This window comes from Clavibacter michiganensis subsp. tessellarius, assembly GCF_021922985.1.
In the GTDB taxonomy this organism is placed as follows: domain Bacteria; phylum Actinomycetota; class Actinomycetes; order Actinomycetales; family Microbacteriaceae; genus Clavibacter; species Clavibacter tessellarius.
The window spans coordinates 29,742-44,319 of the sequence record NZ_CP040788.1 but is presented as its reverse complement, the minus strand read 5'-3'; the positions used below and the strand labels follow the sequence as shown (position 1 = coordinate 44,319).

Here is a 14,578-nt window from a genome sequence, read left to right as displayed (position 1 = left end):
CACGGGTCGGCCTGCACGCACGGCCCGCTCCGGGCCGGCCCGATCAGCGCGCGCCGTCGACCACCCGCTGCCAGAGCGTGTGGTCGCGCCACGTGCCGTCGATCCGGAGGTACGCGGCCGCCACCCCGATCGCCTGGAACCCCGCGCGCCGGAGCACGTGCTCCGAGCCGACGTTGCCGACGAGCGTCGACGCCTCCAGCCGATGCAGGCCGGCGGCCCGGGCGATGCGCACGGCCTGCTCGGCGGCCGCGGTCGCGAGGCCCGCGCCCTGCCGCTCGCGGTGGATCCAGTAGCCGAGGCTCGCGCTCTGCGCGGCCCCGCGCTTCACGGCGAAGAGGTCGCAGCGGCCGACGACCCGGTCGCCCTCGACGAGGAGGTACGGCAGGCCGGATCCGGCCGCCCGCTCCGCCACCCGGCCCGCCAGCTGGGCGCGCTGCCCCGCCGCCGTGAAGAACGCGTCGGTGCGGGCGGGCTCGAACGGGCGGAGGTGCTCGCGGTTCTCCCGGTAGGCCTCGGCGAGCGCCGCGGCGTCGCCGAGGCGCGCGGGCCGCATCACGATGCCCGGGGCCAGCGTCACGCGCTCGTCGGCGCCCGGCAGGGGCGCGCTCACGAGGCCGGTCGCACGTCCCGCTCGGGACGCGCGTCGGCCGCCGGGATGCGCCGGTCGGCGATCAGCCGCGCGTACCAGAGGGCGCTGTCCTTCGGCGTCCGCTCCTGCGTGGCGTAGTCCACGTGCACGATCCCGAACCGCTTCGAGTACCCGAAGGCCCACTCGAAGTTGTCGAGCAGCGACCACACCTGGTAGCCGCGGAGGTCGACGCCGCGGGCCATGGCGCGGTGGGCCGCGGCGAAGTGGCGCGTGAGGTAGTCGATCCGCTCGGGGTCGTGCACGGCGCGCACGCCGTCCTCGACGGTCACCTCGTCGTCGAACGCGGCCCCGTTCTCGGTGACCATGAGCGGCAGGCCGGGGAACTCCTCGTGCAGCGCCACGAGCAGGTCCTCGAGGCCCTGCGGCTCGATGTTCCAGCCCATGGCCGTGAAGGGCCCGGGCTGCGCGAGGAAGTCGACGTCGTCGGTGCCCGGGAACGGCGAGGCGGCGACGTCGCCGTGGATCGAGGTGCCGCCCGCCGGGGCCTGGCCGTCGCGCATCCGCACGCGGCTGGTGTTGTAGTAGTTGACGCCGAGGAGGTCGAGCGGCTGGCGGATGAGCTCCGCGTCGCCCGGGAGCACGAACGCCCAGTCGGTGATCGCCGCGGTGTCCGCGAGCACGTCGGCCGGGTACGTCCCGTTCAGCAGCGGGTCGAGGAAGAGCCGGTTGCCGACGCCGCCGACGCGGCGCACGGCCTCGGGTCCGGTGTCGCCCTCGCCGCGGATCACGTGCAGGTTGAGCGTGATGGAGAAGCGCGCGTCGGCGGGCACCACCTCCTTCAGCGCGGTGACCGCGAGCCCGTGCGCGAGGTTGAGGTGGTGCACCGCCCGGAACGACGCCTCCGCGTCCGTGCGCCCCGGCGCGTGCACGCCGGCCGCGTAGCCGAGGTAGGCCGAGCACCACGGCTCGTTGAGGGTGGTCCAGGTGGCGATGCGGTCGCCGAGCGCCTGGCCCATGATCCGGGCGTAGTCGGCGAAGGCGTACGCGGTCTCGCGATTCGTCCAGCCGCCCTCGTCCTCGAGCGCCTGCGGGAGGTCCCAGTGGTAGAGCGTCGCGATGGGCGTGATGCCGCGTGCGACGAGCCCGTCGACGAGGCGCCCGTAGAACGCGAGCCCCTCGGGGTTCGCCGGGCCGCGGCCGGTGGGCTGGATGCGCGGCCACGCGATCGAGAAGCGGTACGCCTCGAGGCCCAGCTCCTGCATCAGGTCGAGGTCGGACTCGAGCCGGTGGTAGTGGTCGTCGGCCACGTCCCCCGTGTCGCCGCCGAGCACCTTCCCGGGCGTGCGGCTGAAGACGTCCCAGATGGAGTCGCCGCGTCCGCCCTCGTCGACGGCCCCCTCGATCTGGTACGCGGCGGTCGCGGACCCGAACAGGAACCCGGGCGGGAAGTCGAGGCCGGTCCCCCGGTCGTCGGCCGCGACGACCGCCGCGGCGGGAGCGGGAGCGGCGGATGCGCCGGGATCGGCGGGCGATGCGTCGGTCATGGGCGGGGGACCTCTCCGTCGGGGCGTGGGCGGGCCGGCGGATGCGCGCGAGCGCGGTCGACGACGACCTCCCGCCATCCTGCCGGGACGCCGACGACGCGTCCAGCCGACCCGCCCCGGCCGTCGTGTCGCGTTGCGCGGGCGCCCCGCGCCGATTAGGTTGTAGCTAGCAACAAATCATCGACGACGCTGACAGGAGACACCATGGCGCTCACCCCCACCCGCGAGGACAAGTTCTCGTTCGGACTCTGGACCATCGGATACACCGGGGCCGACCCCTTCGGCGGACCCACCCGCTCCGACCTCGACGTGGTCGAGGGCGTCGAGCGCATCTCGGAGCTGGGCGCCTACGGCCTCACCTTCCACGACGACGACCTCTTCGCCTTCGGATCCACCGACGCCGAGCGCCAGAAGCAGATCGACCGCCTCAAGGGCGCGCTCAGCGACACCGGCGTCGTCGTGCCGATGGTCACCACCAACCTCTTCTCCGCGCCCGTCTTCAAGGACGGCGGCTTCACGAGCAACGACCGCGCCGTCCGCCGGTTCGCGATCCGCAAGGTCCTCCGCAACATCGACCTCGCCGCCGAGCTCGGCGCGCAGACCTTCGTCATGTGGGGCGGCCGCGAGGGCGCCGAGTACGACTCCGCCAAGGACGTCCGCGGCGCGCTCGAGCGCTACCGCGAGGCCGTCAACCTCCTCGGCGACTACGTCACCGACAAGGGCTACGACATCCGCTTCGCCATCGAGCCGAAGCCCAACGAGCCCCGCGGCGACATCCTGCTGCCGACCCTCGGCCACGCGCTCGCCTTCATCGAGACCCTCGAGCGCCCCGAGCTCGTCGGCGTGAACCCCGAGGTCGGCCACGAGCAGATGGCGGGCCTCAACTTCACCGCCGGCATCATGCAGGCGCTGTACCAGGGCAAGCTCTTCCACATCGACCTCAACGGCCAGCGCGGCATCAAGTACGACCAGGACCTCGTCTTCGGCCACGGCGACCTGCAGAACGCGTTCTCGCTCGTCGACCTGCTGGAGAACGGCGGCGTGGGCGGCGGCCGCTCGTACGACGGCCCCCGTCACTTCGACTACAAGCCCAGCCGCACCGAGGACATCACGGGCGTGTGGGACTCCGCCGCCGCGAACATGCGCATGTACCTCCTCCTCAAGGAGCGCGCGCAGGCCTTCCGCGCCGACCCCGAGGTGCAGGAGGCGCTCGCCGCCGCCAAGGTGGACGAGATCTACACGCCGACGCTCAACGAGGGCGAGTCCTACGACGACATCCTCGCCGACCGCTCCTCCTACGAGGACTTCGCCGCCGACGAGTACTTCGACGCGAAGGGCTTCGGCTTCGTCCGCCTCAACCAGCTGGCGCTCGAGCACCTGATGGGCGCGCGCTCCTAGAGCCCGCACCCCGCACGACGGAGGGCCCGGCATCCACGTGGATGTCGGGCCCTTCCGTCGCCTCCGCTCCTGCGTACCCGGCAGCCGTCACGCGGGTGAGGCGGGCGGCGGGAAGAGCCGCTCGACCGGCGCATCCACCTCCCGCGCGAGCGCCACCGCCAGGTCGACGCGCGGACGGTGCCATCCGGCCTCGATCGCCCGGATCGTGCGCGTGCTCACGCCGACTCGCGCGGCCAGCTCGTCCTCGTCGAGGCGGAGGCGCGCCCGGTGCTCCGCGAGCCGGCACGCCGCTCCTCCCCCGCGCTCCGTCGCACGGCGGCCGGACGCGCGCCGGACCCCCTCATCCACGAGGGCCGCCACCAGGACGGCCACCACGAGGAGCACGGGGCTCGTGGCCGGACTCGCCACGAGCACGAGGACGGCGGCCGGGAGGATCACCAGCAGGTCGCGGAACACCGCGGCCGCGGCCCGGGCAGCGACGGCCCGCTCGACGCCGTCCGCTGCATCGCTCCGGGTGGCGATCTCGCGACGCCGCCGGATCGTGAACGTCAGAGCACCGGCGGAGGAGACGAACAGCGCGCTCGCGAGCGGGCCCCACGGCGCCTGGTGCTCGGACGTGGTCACCGCGAGGACCACGGCCGTCACGACGGCGGCCGACACCGCCCACATCAGGATGAACCGTCTCACGTCATGCGCTCCCTCGGGCCGGCTGCGACGTCACCGCCCGGCGAGGCGACGCGACGCGAGGGTACGCGCGGGGACCGGCGCCCGCCCCGACGCGACCACAGCCCGGACGACGAGAGGGGCCCGGCATCCATTCGGATGCCGGGACCCTCGTGCGCGTCAGCGCGGGGGACGCGGGTGGATCAGGTCGCGGACTTGGATCCGCGGCTCTTGTTGAACACGTCGAACGCGACGGCCAGCAGGAGCACGAGGCCCTTGATGAGCTGCTGGTACTCCGTGCCGAGGCCGAGCAGCGACATGCCGTTGTTGAGCACGCCCATGATCAGACCACCGACCATCGCGCCCGTCACGGTGCCGATCCCACCGGTGACGGCCGCGCCGCCGATGAACACCGCGGCGATCGCGTCGAGCTCGAAGCCGTTGCCGGCCGCGGGGAGCGCCGAGTTGCTGCGCGCCGTGAAGGCGATGCCGGCGAGCGCGGCGAGGAAGCCCATGTTCACGAAGAGCAGGAAGTCCACGCGCTTCGTGTTGATGCCCGAGAGCTGCGCCGCGTTCAGGTTGCCGCCTCGGGCGTAGATGTGACGGCCGAAGATGCTGCGGCCCATGACCGCCGTGTAGACGAGCACGAGCACCGCGAGGATGACGAGCACGATCGGCGTGCCGTTGTAGCTCGCGAGCAGGTAGGTGATGCCGAGCACGAGCACCGCGATGGTCGCGAGCTTGGTGATGAACCAGGCGAACGGCTCGTCCTCGAGGTTCAGCTTCACGCGGGCACGGCGCTCGCGCACCGCGGAGAGGACGAGGAACAGGGCCGCGATGACGCCGAGCGCCACGGTGATCGGCTCGAGGATCGCCATCCGGTTCGTGGGGTCGGGCAGGAAGCCGGAGCCGACGGCCACGTACTCGTCCGGGAACGGCGTGATCGGGCGGTTCTCCAGCACGATCTGCGCGAGGCCGCGGAACGTGAGCATGCCCGCCAGGGTCACGATGAACGCCGGGATGCCGACGTACGCCACCCAGAAGCCCTGCCAGGCGCCGATGAGGCCGCCGATGACGAGGCTCACGAGGATCGACGCCCACCAGGGCCAGCCCCAGTTGACGGCGAAGACGCCCGAGACGGCGCCGATGAGCGCGACCACGGATCCGACCGACAGGTCGATGTGCCCGGCGATGATGATCATCACCATGCCGATCGCGAGGATCAGGATGTAGGCGTTCTGGACGACGATGCTCGTGACGTTGCGGGGCTCGAGGAGCGTCCCGTTCGTGAGGATCTGGAACAGCACCACGATCGCGATCAGCGCGATGAAGATGCCGATCTGCCTGAGGCGGCTGACGAGGAAACCCGCCACATTGCTGAGACTGGACATGCTGACTATTCCTTTTCCTTGGTCATGTAGGTCATGAGGCTCTCGGGAGTCGCCTCGGAGATCGGCAGCTGGCCCGTGATGCGCCCGGCGGAGAGGGCGTAGATCCGGTCGCAGATGCCGAGCAGCTCGGGGAGCTCGCTGGAGATGACGATGACCGCCTTCCCCTGCGCGGCGAGCGCGTTGATGATCGTGTAGATCTCGTACTTGGCGCCCACGTCGATGCCGCGGGTGGGCTCGTCGAGGATGAGCACGTCGGGGTCGGAGAACATCCACTTCGAGAGGACGACCTTCTGCTGGTTCCCGCCGGAGAGCTTCCCGGTGATGGACCCGACGCTCGGCGCCTTGATGTTCATGGACGTGCGGTAGCCGTCGGCCACCACGTACTCCCGGTTCGCGTCGACCCAGCCCGCCTTCGACAGCTTCTCGAGCGCGGCGCCGGAGACGTTGCGCTTGATGTCGTCGATGAGGTTGAGGCCGTAGTGCTTGCGGTCCTCGGTGGCGTACGCGAGGCCGTTCTTGATCGCCTCGCCCACCGTGCGGGCCGTGATCTCCGTGCCGCGCTTGTAGAGCTTGCCGGAGATGTTGGCGCCGTAGGAGCGGCCGAAGACGCTCATCGCGAGCTCCGTGCGGCCCGCGCCCATGAGGCCGGCGATGCCGACGACCTCGCCCGCGCGGACGTTGAGGTTGGCGTGGTCGACGACGACGCGGGAGTGCTCCTGCGGGTGGTGGACCGTCCAGTCCTCGATGCGCAGGACCTCCTCGCCGATGTCCGGGGTGCGGTCGGGGTAGCGGCTCTGCAGGTCGCGGCCGACCATGCCCTTGATGATGCGCTCCTCGCTGATGGAGTCGCGCCCGAGGTCGAGGGTCTCGATGGTCTTGCCGTCGCGGATGATCGTGACGGCGTCGGCGATCGCCTTGATCTCGTTCAGCTTGTGGCTGATGATGATGCTCGTGATGCCCTGGCCCTTGAGGTGCTTGATCAGGTCGAGCAGGTGGGCGGAGTCCTCGTCGTTCAGCGCCGCGGTGGGCTCGTCGAGGATGAGGAGCTTCACCTCCTTCGAGAGCGCCTTCGCGATCTCGACGAGCTGCTGCTTGCCGACGCCGATGTCGGCGATCTTCGTAGCCGGGTTGTCGCTCAGCCCGACGCGGGCGAGGAGCTTGGCGGCCTCCACGTTGGTGGCGTTCCAGTCGATGAAGCCGCCGCGGGAGATCTCGTTGCCGAGGAAGATGTTCTCCGCGATGGAGAGGAAGGGGCTCAGCGCGAGCTCCTGGTGGATGATCACCACGCCCGACTTCTCGCTGTCGCGGATGCTGGAGAACTTGACGACCTTGTCCTCGAGCACGATGTCGCCGTCGTAGGAACCGGCCGGGTAGACGCCCGAGAGGACCTTCATCAGGGTCGACTTGCCCGCGCCGTTCTCGCCGCAGATCGCGTGGCACGTGCCGCGCGTGACCTCGAGGGTGACGTCCTGCAGCGCCTTGACGCCGGGGAACGTCTTGGTGATGCCGCGCATCTCGAGAATGTGGTTGGCCATGGCCTGCCTCACTTGTGTGGATGGTGGTGCCGGGTTCCCGGCGGTGGTGCGGGGCGGCGCGCGAGGCGCCACCCGGAGGCGGGCCGGCCGCGGTGCACGGCCGGCCCGACCCGGTGGGGGCCGGTCGACGCGAGCGTCGACCGGCCGGTGCGCCGCCGGAGCGGCGCGGGTGGGCTACTCGCCCTTGTCGATCTCGTCCTGCGTGTAGTAGCCGCTGTCCACGATGACCTCGACGAGGTTGTCCTTCGTCACGGTCACGGGGGCGAACTGCTTCGTGGCGACGTCCTTCACCTTGTTGTTGTAGGTGTCGGGCGCGTCGGGGGTGCCGCCGGTGAGCAGGTCGTCGACCATCGTGACGGCCTCCTTGCCGAGCAGGCGCGTGTCCTTGAAGATCGTCGAGTACTGGACGCCGTCGAGGATCAGCTTGTCGGACGCCTTCTCGCCGTCCTGGCCGGTGATGATCGGCATGGGGCTGGTCGAGCCGAGCGCCTGGATGATGCCGCGCGAGAGGCCGTCGTACGGCGAGAGGACGCCGTCCAGGACCTTGCCGCCGCCGTAGTTGCCGGAGAGCAGGTTCTCCATGCGAGCCTGCGCGCCCTCCTGCTTCCACTGCTGGATCGCGACCTGGCTGAAGTCCTTCTGGCCGGAGCCGATGGTGACCTGGCCGGAGTCGAGGAAGGGCTTCAGGACGCTCATCGCGCCGTCGTAGAAGAACTGCGCGTTGTTGTCGTCCGGGCTGCCCGCGAAGATCTCGATGGTCTTCTTCTCGGTGCTGCCGGTCGGCTTGCCGTCGGCGTCGACGAGGCCCATGCCCTGCAGGAGCGAGTTGCCCTGCAGCACGCCGACCTGCTGGTTGTCGAACGTCGTGTAGTAGTCGACGTTCTCGGTGCCGTTGATGAGGCGGTCGTACGCGATGACCTTGACGCCGTCGTCGGCCGCGGTCTTGAGGACCTGGGTCAGCGCGGTGCCGTCGATCGACGCGACGATGAGCGCCTTGGCGCCCTTGTTGAGCATGGTCTCGATCTGCGAGATCTGGTCCTGCACCTTGTCGTTCGCGTACTGCAGGTCGACCTTGTAGCCGAGCTTGGTGAGCTGCTCGTTGACGTTGTTGCCGTCGTCGACCCAGCGCTCGCTCGTCTTGGTGGGCATGGCGACGCCGACGAGGGCGCCCTTGTTGTCCTCGGTGCCGCCGGCGCTGCCGCCGCGGCCTCCGCCGCCGCCGGAGCATGCGGCGAGCGAGAGGGCGATGCTCGTGGCGGCGATGCCGACGAGGACCTTCTTCATCTTCACGGTCGTGTCCTTTCGTACTGCTGCTGTGAGACGCGCATCCGGCATCTGCGCCGGATCCGCACCCCTGGTGTGGGTGTTACAGGCCCTGGGCCAGGCGGTGGTAGGCCTGGTTCCAGCGGACTTCCTTGGTGAAACCCTTGAGGGTCGTGTCCTCGTCGATGACGAGGAGCTCGGTGCGCGCGATCTCGGCGAAGTCCTCGAAGACCTCGACGCCGACCTGCGTGCTCATGACCGTGTGGTGGGCGGCCCCGGCGGTGAGCCAGGCCGCGGCGCTCGTCGCGAGGTCCGGCGCGGGCTTCCACACGGCGCGGGCGACGGGCAGGTTCGGGAGCGGCTCGTCGAGCGGCACGACCTCCACGACGTTCGCGACGATGCGGAAGCGGTCGCGCATGTCCGACATGGCGACGACGACGGCGGGGCCGGGATCGGTGTCGAAGACGAGGCGCACGGGGTCCTCGCGGCCCCCGATGCCGAGCGGGTGGATCTCGAGGCTCGGACGGCCCGTGGTGAGCGTCGGGCAGATCTCGAGCATGTGCGCGCCCAGGATCTTCTCCTCGCCGGGGACGAGGTGGTACGTGTAGTCCTCCATGAGGCTCGCGCCACCGGGGAGGCCCGCGCCCATGACCTTCGCCGCGCGGATCAGCACGGCCGTCTTCCAGTCGCCCTCGGCGCCGAAGCCGTAGCCCTCGGCCATGAGGCGCTGCACCGCGAGGCCGGGGAGCTGGCGGAGGCCGCCGAGGTCCTCGAAGCTCGTGGTGAAGGCGCCGAAGCCGCCCTCCTCGAGGAAGGAGCGGAGGCCCGCCTCGATCGCGGCGCCGTAGCGCAGCGACTCGTGGCGCTCCCCGCCGCGCCGCAGCTCGGGCTGGATGTCGTAGAGGGTCTCGTACTCGTCGACCAGCGCGTCGATCTCGGCGTCGGTCGCCGCGTCCACGCGCTCGACGAGGTCGTTGACGCCCCAGGTGTTGACCGAGACGCCGAACTTGAGCTCGGCCTCCGTCTTGTCGCCCTCGGTGACCGCGACGTTGCGCATGTTGTCGCCGAAGCGGGCGACCTTCAGCTCGTGCACGGCGGCCCAGCCGGCGGCGGCGCGCATCCACGTGGCGATGCCCTGGCGGACGGCCTCCGTGCTCACGTGGCCGACGACGGTCTTGCGGGTGACGCCGAGGCGCGACTGGATGTAGCCGAACTCCCGGTCGCCGTGCGCGGCCTGGTTGAGGTTCATGAAGTCCATGTCGATGGTGCTCCACGGGAGCGCGACGTTGGCCTGGGTGTGCAGGTGCAGGAAGGGCTTCTGCAGGGCGTCGAGGCCCTGGATCCACATCTTCGCGGGGCTGAACGTGTGCATCCACGCGATGAGGCCGATGGTGCGGTCGCTCGCGTTGGCCTCGAGGGCCATGCGGCGGATGCTGTCGGAGTCCTTGAGGACGGGCTTCCAGACGACGCGGACGGGCACGTCCGACGCCTCCTCGAGCTGGCGCGCGATCTCCTGCGACTGCTCGGCGACCTGCTGCAGCGTCTCCTCGCCGTAGAGGTTCTGGCTGCCCGTGAGGAACCAGACCTCGTAGTGGTCGAGGGACGTGGTGATGCGGGTCACTTCAGGGCTCCTTGGGGTGCTTGTCCGTAGACGTTCTGGTAGCGGTCGAACAGCGAGTCGACGGCCTCGGCCGGGAGGGGCGCGGGCTCGCCGAGCTGGCGGGAGATGTGCACGGTGCGCGCCACGTCCTCGACCATGACGGCCGCCTTCACGGCGTCCTTCGCGTCCTTGCCGATGGTGAACGGGCCGTGGCCGGCCATGAGGACGGCGCGCGAGCGGTGCCCGGTGAGCGTCTCGACGATGCCGCGGCCGATGGAGTCGTCGCCGATGATGGCGAACGGGCCGACGGGGATCTCCCCGCCGAACTCGTCGGCCATCGCGGTGATGACGCACGGGATGGGCTCGCGCCGGGCCGCCCACGCCACCGCGTAGGTGGAGTGCGTGTGGACCACGCCGCCCACCTCGGGCATGTTGCGGTAGACGTACGCGTGCGCCGCCGTGTCGCTCGACGGGGCGTTGCGCGAGCCGGGGGTGTCCGGGATCACGTTGCCGTCGAGGTCGCAGAGGATCATGTTCTCGGGGCTCAGGTCGTCGTAGGAGACGCCGGACGGCTTGATGACGAACAGGTCGGCGCCGGGGACGCGGCCGGAGACGTTGCCGCCGGTCCAGACCACGAGGCCGTAGCGCACGAGCTCGCCGTGGAGGCGGGAGACCTCGGAGCGGACGCGGGCGACCGCGACCTCGATCTCGGGGGCGAAGCCGCTCACGCGCGGGCCTCCCTCTTCAGCGACTTGAGGCGCTTCATGACGTCGTTGGCGCCGCGTCCGAAGTGGTCGTGCAGCGTGGAGTACTCCTCGTAGAGGCGGTCGTAGGCGAGCGCGCGCTCCTCGCTCGGCTGGTACCTCCCGCGCTCGACCTTGCCCATGGCGTCGCCCGCGACGCGGACGTCCGGGTAGGCGCCCGCGGCGACGGCGGCGTGGATGGCCGAGCCGAGCGCCGGGCCCTGCTCGCTCGTGATGACCGAGATGGGGAGGCGCAGGATGTCGCTGTACGCCTGCATGAGGAACGCGTTCTTCAGCAGGCCGCCGGCGACGATGAACTCGGTGACGGGGACGCCCGACGCGGCGAACGTCTCGACGATCTTGCGGGTGCCGAACGCGGTGGCCTCGAGCAGCGCCCGGTAGACCTCCTCGGTGCGCGTCGTGAGCGTGGTGCCGATGACGAGGCCCGACAGCTCGTGGTCGACGAGCACCGAGCGATTGCCGGAGTGCCAGTCGAGCGCGACGAGGCCGTGGCCGCCGACGGGCTGGTCGGCCGCGAGGTCGGTGAGGTGCTGGTGGACGCTCTTGCCGGCGGCCGCGGCCTCCTCGGCGTAGCGCGCGGGCACCTGGTTCTTGACGTACCAGGCGAAGATGTCGCCGACGCCGGACTGGCCGGCCTCGTAGCCGTAGAGCCCGGAGACGATGCCGCCGTCGACGACGCCGCACATGCCGGGGACCTCGGTGAGCACGTCGCTGTTCATGACGTGGCAGGTGCTCGTGCCCATGATCGCGACCATCTGGCCGGGCTCGACGGCACGGGCGACCGGCGCCGTGACGTGCGCGTCGACGTTGCCGACCGCGACGGCGATGCCCTCGGGCAGGCCCGTCCACGCGGCGGCCTCGGCGGAGAGCGTGCCGGCGGCGGATCCGAGCTGGCCGATCTCGTGCGCGACCTTGTCCTCCGCGAAGGAGGCGAAGTCGGGGTTGAGCGCCGCGAGGAACTCGCGGGTCGGGTACTCGCCGTCCTGGAGGATGCCCTTGTAGCCGGCGGTGCAGGCGTTGCGGACGTAGCTGCCGGTGAGCTGCCAGACGATCCAGTCGGCCGCCTCGACCCAGTGCTCCATGAGGCCGTACAGCTCGGGGTCCTCCTCGAGCAGCTGGAGGCCCTTGGCGAACTCCCACTCGCTGGAGATGAGGCCGCCGTAGCGGGCCAGCCACTTCTCGCCGCGCTCCTCGGCCAGCGCGTTGATGCGGTCGGCGTGCGACTGCGCGGCGTGGTGCTTCCAGAGCTTGACGTACGCGTGGGGCCGGTCGGCGTAGCCGTCGACCTCGTTGAGCGGCGTGCCATCACCCGTCGTGGGGACCATGGTGCACGCGGTGAAGTCGGTGCCGATGCCGATGACCTGCGCGGGGTCGATGCCGGCCTCGCGGATGGCGGCGGGCACGGCCTGCTTGAGCACGTCGACGTAGTCGCTCGGGACCTGCAGCGCCCACTCGGGCGGGAGCTGCGCGCCGCTGGCTACGAGGGTGTCGTCCATGACCGCGTGCGGGTAGTCGAGGACGCCGGAGCCGAGCTCGACGCCGTCCGAGACGCGCACCACGACGGCACGACCGGAGAGGGTGCCGTAGTCGACCCCGATGACGTACTGCTGCTCGGCGTCCGATCCGGGCTGGGCGGCCTGGGGCTCGGTGCTCACGGGGGCGCTGGGCACGGGATCGACTCCTTCGTCTGATGCATGCGACCCGGGGGGATCGCGTGGGATGTGAACGGTCACATCGGCGGATGTCACTCTACACATCCGCGGGATCGCCCTGTCAAGCCGAGAGGCGCTGACCCCTCGAAGTGGGGTCGCCGAGGCGGGGGAGGGCGCGCGGGCCGGTCAGCTCGAGGGCGGACCGGTGGACGCGCGGACGATGAGCTCCGGCTCGATCGTGCCCCGGTACCGCTCCCCCGTGCCGTCCATGCCGTCGAGCAGGAGCGCCACCGAGCGCCGGCCGACCTCGGCGAAGTCCTGCCGCACCGTGGTGAGCGGCGGCCAGAAGTGGGCGGCCTCCGGGATGTCGTCGAAGCCGACGATGCTCACGTCGCGCGGCACGTCGAGGCCCGCGTCGCGCACGGCGTGGATGAGGCCGAGGGCCATCTGGTCGTTGCTCGAGAAGATCGCGGTGAAGTCGCGGAGCCGCAGCATCTCGCGGCCCGCGTAGAACCCGAACTCCGCGGTCCAGTCGCCGAGTATGGGCGCCGTCGTGGGGACCTCGGCGGCGGACATGGCGTCGAGGAAGCCGCGCATCCGGGCCTCCGCCTCGATCCAGTCCTGCGGGCCGGCGAGGTGGTAGATGTCGCGGTGGCCGAGGTCGAGGAGGTGCCGGGTGGCGAGGCGCGCGCCGGCCATCTGGTCGACCGACAGGTCGTGGGCGTCGCCGCGGCCGTCGCTCTGCATGGTGACGTAGGGCACGTCGAGCGACATGCTCGCGAGCGCCTCGCGCACGCGCACCTGCGGCGCGACGACCACGAGGCCCTCGACGGCCTGGTCCACCAGGTGACCGAGGGCGACCTGGATCGCGGCCCCGTCGGAGGACGCGAGGTTCGTGGTCGTGACGAGGTAGCCGGCCTCGCGGGCCGCCGCCTCGATGGCGGCGATGGACGACGCGGGCCCGTACTGCGAGCTCTGCGAGGTGAGGACCCCGATGGTGCGCGAGCGGCTCGTGACGAGCGCCCGGGCCGCGCGGTTCGGCCGGTACTGCACCTGCTCCATCACGTCGAGCACGCGCTGGCGGGTCTCGGCGCGGAGCGAGGGCGAGTCGTTGAGGACGCGGGAGACGGTCTGGTGCGAGACGCCCGCGAGGCGCGCGACGTCGCGGATGCTGGGGGCCCTCCCCCGTGGCGTCTCCGTCGTCATCATCGACCCCGTCCTGGTGCGGGGCCCGGCCCCGGTCGCGCCACGCGGCGCAGGTGTCACATTGTCACATGTGACAGTCACACGGGGGCGGCTGGGGGATCCGGCGTCCCGGGAGGGCGTGCGCGGGGGCCGCGACGGCTGCGGCAGACTGGTCCTCCACCCGACGAGAGGCACCACCTGTGACGATCACCGCCGCGGCAGACGGATCCGCGCTCGGCAACCCGGGGCCCGCCGGCTGGGCCTGGTACGTCGACGACGAGCACTGGGCCGCGGGCGGGTGGGCGCACGCCACGAACAACCAGGGCGAGCTGAAGGCGGTGCTCGAGCTGTTCCGCGCCACCGCGCACCTCGACGACGACCTGCTCGTGCTCTGCGACAGCCAGTACGTCATCAACTCGGTCACCAAGTGGATGCCCGGCTGGAAGCGCAAGGGCTGGCGCAAGGGCGACGGCAAGCCGGTGCTCAACGTGGAGCTGCTGAAGGAGATCGACGCCGAGATCCAGGGCCGCCGCTACCGCTTCGAGTGGGTCAAGGGGCACGCGAACCACCCGCTCAACGAGGCGGCGGACGTGCGGGCGCGCGCCGTGGCGACGGCGTTCCAGAGCCGCAGCCCGATCCCCGGGGGACCGGGCTGGGAGGGGCACGAGACGGGCGGGTCCGCGGCGGCGGCCACGGAGGAGACCGCGGCCGTCGAGGCCGACGCCGAGCTCGCGGCCGACCCCGTGATCGCGCGGGCGGAGGCCGTCGAGGCCGAGGCGCCCGCGCAGCCGGGCCTGTTCGACTTCGACGCGTTCGACGAGGAGGTCGCGCCGGAGCCCGGCGACACCACCCTCACGATCGCGCTCGACCGCGACGCCATGGCGCGCCTCAGCGCCCACGCGCGCGACCGCGGGGTCAGCGTCGACGAGGCCGTGCGGCTGCTGCTGCCCTGATCCGCGTCGGGACGGTGCGGCGCCGACGCGCGCCGCACCGC

General features: G+C 71.3%; 12 protein-coding genes. 2 read left to right on the top strand and 10 right to left on the bottom strand.

Features of this window, described 5'->3' with window-relative positions; genetic code table 11:
- Positions 1 to 43: 43 nt before the first annotated feature.
- A complete protein-coding gene (locus tag FGG90_RS00200) occupies positions 44 to 610 on the bottom strand; it encodes a GNAT family N-acetyltransferase (RefSeq protein ID WP_094126160.1) in 567 nt (188 codons plus the stop codon).
- On the bottom strand, positions 607 to 2,133 hold the full coding sequence (locus tag FGG90_RS00195; RefSeq protein ID WP_094126161.1) for a GH1 family beta-glucosidase: 1,527 nt from the start codon (positions 2,131 to 2,133) through the stop codon (positions 607 to 609). The genes FGG90_RS00200 and FGG90_RS00195 overlap by 4 nt, the downstream gene beginning before the upstream one ends.
- Before the next feature lie 204 nt (positions 2,134 to 2,337).
- Between FGG90_RS00195 and xylA the strand changes: the two genes are divergently transcribed.
- A complete protein-coding gene (gene xylA / locus FGG90_RS00190) occupies positions 2,338 to 3,531 on the top strand; it encodes a xylose isomerase (protein ID WP_094126162.1) in 1,194 nt (397 codons plus the stop codon).
- Between the two features lie 87 nt (positions 3,532 to 3,618).
- On the opposite strand, the gene FGG90_RS00185 is transcribed toward xylA, so the two are convergent.
- The 8 genes from FGG90_RS00185 to FGG90_RS00150 all read right to left on the bottom strand — a co-directional run bounded on the left by FGG90_RS00185 (position 3,619) and on the right by FGG90_RS00150 (position 13,608).
- Positions 3,619 to 4,218 (bottom strand): helix-turn-helix transcriptional regulator, encoded by a 600-nt coding sequence (locus tag FGG90_RS00185; protein WP_210433005.1) that lies wholly within the window; start codon positions 4,216 to 4,218, stop codon positions 3,619 to 3,621.
- Positions 4,219 to 4,397: 179 nt separating this feature from the next.
- Positions 4,398 to 5,585: a multiple monosaccharide ABC transporter permease gene (gene mmsB / locus FGG90_RS00180; RefSeq protein WP_094126164.1), complete on the bottom strand. Its 1,188-nt coding sequence runs from the start codon at positions 5,583 to 5,585 to the stop codon at positions 4,398 to 4,400.
- Positions 5,586 to 5,590: 5 nt separating this feature from the next.
- Positions 5,591 to 7,120 (bottom strand): multiple monosaccharide ABC transporter ATP-binding protein, encoded by a 1,530-nt coding sequence (mmsA, locus tag FGG90_RS00175; RefSeq protein WP_094126165.1) that lies wholly within the window; start codon positions 7,118 to 7,120, stop codon positions 5,591 to 5,593.
- A 174-nt stretch (positions 7,121 to 7,294) separates the two neighbouring features.
- Positions 7,295 to 8,410: a substrate-binding domain-containing protein gene (locus FGG90_RS00170; RefSeq protein WP_094126166.1), complete on the bottom strand. Its 1,116-nt coding sequence runs from the start codon at positions 8,408 to 8,410 to the stop codon at positions 7,295 to 7,297.
- 76 nt (positions 8,411 to 8,486) lie between these two features.
- Positions 8,487 to 10,004, bottom strand: coding sequence for an L-arabinose isomerase (gene araA / locus FGG90_RS00165; protein WP_094126167.1), 1,518 nt, complete (start codon positions 10,002 to 10,004; stop codon positions 8,487 to 8,489).
- Positions 10,001 to 10,711, bottom strand: a complete 711-nt coding sequence (locus tag FGG90_RS00160) for an L-ribulose-5-phosphate 4-epimerase (RefSeq protein ID WP_094126168.1) — start codon at positions 10,709 to 10,711, stop codon at positions 10,001 to 10,003. The genes araA and FGG90_RS00160 overlap by 4 nt, the downstream gene beginning before the upstream one ends.
- A complete protein-coding gene (araB, locus tag FGG90_RS00155; protein ID WP_094126169.1) occupies positions 10,708 to 12,417 on the bottom strand; it encodes a ribulokinase in 1,710 nt (569 codons plus the stop codon). Before araB ends, FGG90_RS00160 begins: the two co-directional genes overlap by 4 nt.
- 168 nt (positions 12,418 to 12,585) lie before the next feature.
- On the bottom strand, positions 12,586 to 13,608 hold the full coding sequence (locus FGG90_RS00150; protein WP_094126170.1) for a LacI family DNA-binding transcriptional regulator: 1,023 nt from the start codon (positions 13,606 to 13,608) through the stop codon (positions 12,586 to 12,588).
- 176 nt (positions 13,609 to 13,784) lie between these two features.
- Between FGG90_RS00150 and FGG90_RS00145 the strand changes: the two genes are divergently transcribed.
- Positions 13,785 to 14,537 (top strand): RNase H family protein, encoded by a 753-nt coding sequence (locus FGG90_RS00145; RefSeq protein ID WP_094126171.1) that lies wholly within the window; start codon positions 13,785 to 13,787, stop codon positions 14,535 to 14,537.
- The last annotated feature ends 41 nt before the right edge of the window (positions 14,538 to 14,578 follow it).